Source organism: Mycobacterium sp. E2462, assembly GCF_001672685.1.
Lineage (GTDB): Bacteria > Actinomycetota > Actinomycetes > Mycobacteriales > Mycobacteriaceae > Mycobacterium.
Window position 1 is genome coordinate 1 of record NZ_LZKC01000245.1, and the last position, 3667, is coordinate 3667.

The window sequence follows — 3667 nt, forward strand, 5'->3', positions numbered from 1 at the left end:
GCGCCGGTGGTCTTTGCCGGGGCGCCCGGCAGCGCCGCCGAGGGCGGCCGGAGCGAGGTGCCGTAGCCGATGGCGGCGAGCAACAGCGGAATCACCGCCAGGGCGATCAGCCAGGGAAGTCCCGGCCGGTGCACGCGCACACGCCCTCCCCTTCCCTCGCCTCAGCCCCGGCCCGCGCCGGGCGCTATGCAGCCTACCGATTCGCCAGGCGGCCGGTCGGGCACACTGGAGCGATGGGCAACGGCAACAAACCGACCGACAACGAGACCCTGGCGCACATCCGCGAGCTCGTCGCGCAGGAGAAGGCGCTGCGCGAGCAGCTGCAACACCGCGACATCTCGGAGTCCGAGGAGCACGAGCGCCTGCGCTCGCTGGAGGTCGAACTCGACCAGTGCTGGGACCTGCTGCGGCAGCGCCGGGCGCTGCGCGAGACCGGCGGTGACCCGCGCGAGGCGCAGGTGCGCCCGCCCGGCGAGGTCGAGGGCTACCTGAACTGAGCGGCCACCCGCCGGACGTCGACGTCGTCGTCGTCGGTGGCGGTCACAACGGGCTGGTCGCGGCCGGCTACCTGGCGCGGGCCGGGCTGCGGGTGCGGGTGCTGGAGCGGCTGGGACACGTAGGCGGGGCGGCCGTCTCGGCGCGTCTGTTCGACGGCGTCGACGTTCGGCTGTCGCGGTATTCCTACCTGGTCAGCCTGCTGCCGCCGCGCATCGTCGCGGACCTGGGCGCCGCCGTGCGGCTGGCCCGTCGCCGCTACTCCTCCTACACCCCCAACCCGGCCGACGGCGGCCGGTCGGGCCTGCTGATCGAGGCGGGGGGCGCCAACCTCGCCGAAGCGTTCGCCGCTGTGGGCGCTCCTGGAGACGCCCGGGGCTTCGCCGACTTCTACCGGCGCTGCGAACTGGTGACGCGACGCCTCTGGCCGACGCTGCTCGAGCCGCTGCCCACCCGCGCGCAGGCCCGCCGCCGCGTGGTCGAGGGCGGTGACCCGCAGGCCGCGGCCGCGTGGCGGGCGTTGGTCGAACGGCCGATCGGGCACGCCATCGCCGAGGCGGTCGGCGACGACCTGGCCCGCGGTGTCGTCGCGACCGACGCGCTCATCGGCACCTTCGCCCGCCTCGACGAGCCGTCGCTGATCCAGAACGTCTGTCTGCTGTATCACCTGATCGGCGGCGACTGGGACGTCCCCGTCGGCGGGATGGGCGCGCTCAGCGCGGCGCTGGCCGCCGCGGCCACCGGCCACGGCGCCGACATCGTCACGGGCGCGCAGGTGTGCGCGGTCGACCCCGGCGGCGACGTGCGGTACCGGATCGGCGACGACGAGCACCGGGTGACGACGCGGTTCGTGCTGGCCGGCGTCACCCCGACGGTCCTGGCGGGCCTGCTGGGCGAGCAACCCGCGCCGCGCGCCGACGGGGCGCAGGTCAAGGTCAACATGGTGCTGCGCCGACTGCCGCGGTTGCGCGACGGCGCGGTCACGCCCGAACAGGCCTTCGCCGGAACGTTCCACGTCAACGAGACCTACACGCAGCTGGACGCGGCGTACTCGCGGGCCGCCGCGGGCCTGGTGCCCGAACCCGTCCCGTGCGAGGCCTATTGCCACTCGCTGAGTGACCCGAGCATCCTCTCGGCACAGCTGCGGGCCGCCGGCGCGCACACGATGACCGTGTTCGGCCTGCACACCCCGCACGCGTTGTTCGGCGCCGCCGACCCCGAGGCGCTGCGCGACCGGTTGACCGGCTCGGTGCTGGCGTCGCTGAATTCGGTTCTGGCCGAACCGATTCAGCCGTTGCTGCTGCCCGACGCGCAGGGCCGGCCGTGCATCGAGACCACCACCACCCACGACCTGGAGCGGACGCTGCAGATGAGCGGTGGCCACATCTTCCACGGCGGCCTGGCCTGGCCGTTCGCCGACGCGGACGAACCGTTGGACACGCCGGCCCGGCGGTGGGGCGTGGCCACCGCGCACGACCGGGTGCTGCTGTGCGGCTCAGGCGCCCGCCGCGGCGGGGCGGTCTCGGGCGTCGGCGGGCACAACGCCGCGATGGCGGTGCTGGCCTCGCTGTGACGGCCCGCTGGTGTCAGCGGGATTCGATGCCGTTGTAGTCGCGCTCGGTGTAGCCGGTGTAGATCTGGCGCGGGCGGCCGATCTTGCTGTCGCCCTCGTCGTGCATCTCGCGCCAGTGCGCGATCCATCCGGGCAGCCGGCCCAACGCGAACAGCACCGTGAACATCCGGGTGGGGAACCCGAGGGCCCGGTAGATCAGCCCGGTGTAGAAGTCGACGTTCGGGTAGAGCTTGCGCTCGACGAAGTAGTCGTCGGTCAGCGCCTTCTCCTCCAGCTCCTTGGCGATGTTGAGCAGATCGTCGTCGCCGCCGAGCTTGGCCAGGATCTTGTCGGCCTGCTCCTTGACGATCCGGGCGCGCGGGTCGTAGTTCTTGTAGACCCGGTGACCAAAGCCCATCAGCTTGACGCCGGCCTCGCGGTTCTTGACCTTGCGGACGAACTCGCCGACGTCGTCGCCGCTCTCGCGGATCTGCTCGAGCATCTCCAACACGGCCTGGTTGGCACCGCCGTGCAGCGGGCCCCACAGCGCGTTGATGCCGCCGGAGATCGAGGTGAACAGGTTGGCCCGCGACGAGCCCACCAGCCGCACGGTCGACGTCGAACAGTTCTGCTCGTGGTCGGCGTGCAGGATGAACAGCATGTCCAGGGCCCGCACGATCTCCGGGTCGGCCTCGTAGGGCTCGGCGGGCAGGCCGAACGTCATCCGCATGAAGTTCTCGACGAGGCTCAGGGAGTTGTCCGGGTAGAGGAACGGCTGCCCGATCGACTTCTTGTAGGCGTAGGCCGCGATGGTGGGCAACTTGGCCAGCAGCCGCGTGGTCGACAACTCGACCTGGCCGTGGTCCATCGGGTCGAGCGCGTCCGGGTAGTAGGAGCTCAGCGCGTTCACCACGCTGGACAGCACGGGCATCGGGTGGCAGTTGGGCGGGAAGCCGTCGAAGAACCGCTTGAGGTCCTCGTGCAGCATCGTGTGCCGCTCGATGCGGTGGGTGAACTGCTCCAGTTCCTGCTTGTTCGGCAGCTCGCCGTAGATCAGCAGGTAGCTGACCTCGATGAACGTCGACTTCTCGGCCAGCTGCTCGATCGGGTAGCCCCGGTACCGCAGGATCCCGGCGTCGCCGTCGATGTAGGTGATGGCGCTCTTGGTGGAAGCCGTGTTGACGAAGCCGTTGTCGAACGTGGTGTAACCGGTCTTGGACAACAGCGAGCCCAGCGCGATGCCGTCAGCTCCCTCGGTGGCTTTGACGATCTCCAGATCGATCTCACCGCCCGGGTACTTCAAAGTGGCGGTGTCATCGGTGTCGGCCACGAGAACCCCTTTGCGCTTCATCGCTGATATGGCTGCCTGACTTGGTGCTTACTGCAAAAGGTAGTCGTTCTGGCGGCGGGCCGCCCGCGCGGGGTCGGGTCTGCGAGTTTCCTTAATCAATCATCAGGTGACCCGGTCGGGATCCTGGGAGTTCGCGACTTTCGGCACCCGATATCGGACGAACGCCGGGGCCGCCGCGGCGGCCGCCCCCAGCCCCAGGACCACCAACGCACCGCCCCCGGCGGCGGCGGCCGACGCGGTGCACGGCGCCGCGGCCGCCGTGGTGGGGG

3 protein-coding genes are annotated in these 3667 nt (G+C 70.9%); 2 read left to right on the forward strand and 1 reads right to left on the reverse strand.

Translation table 11 applies throughout. The annotated features are described in order from the left end of the window. The first annotated feature begins 233 nt into the window (after positions 1–233). Both A5714_RS12000 and A5714_RS12005 read left to right on the forward strand, forming a co-directional pair. The gene (locus A5714_RS12000; protein ID WP_068065135.1) at positions 234–497 is read left to right on the forward strand and encodes a DUF2630 family protein; all 264 of its coding nucleotides are present in this window, start codon (positions 234–236) and stop codon (positions 495–497) included. Next, positions 494–2068 (forward strand): NAD(P)/FAD-dependent oxidoreductase, encoded by a 1575-nt coding sequence (locus A5714_RS12005; RefSeq protein ID WP_068285424.1) that lies wholly within the window; start codon positions 494–496, stop codon positions 2066–2068. The genes A5714_RS12000 and A5714_RS12005 overlap by 4 nt, the downstream gene beginning before the upstream one ends. A 13-nt stretch (positions 2069–2081) precedes the next feature. On the opposite strand, the gene A5714_RS12010 is transcribed toward A5714_RS12005, so the two are convergent. Further along, a complete protein-coding gene (locus tag A5714_RS12010; RefSeq protein WP_082959705.1) occupies positions 2082–3377 on the reverse strand; it encodes a citrate synthase in 1296 nt (431 codons plus the stop codon). Positions 3378–3667 lie beyond the last annotated feature (290 nt).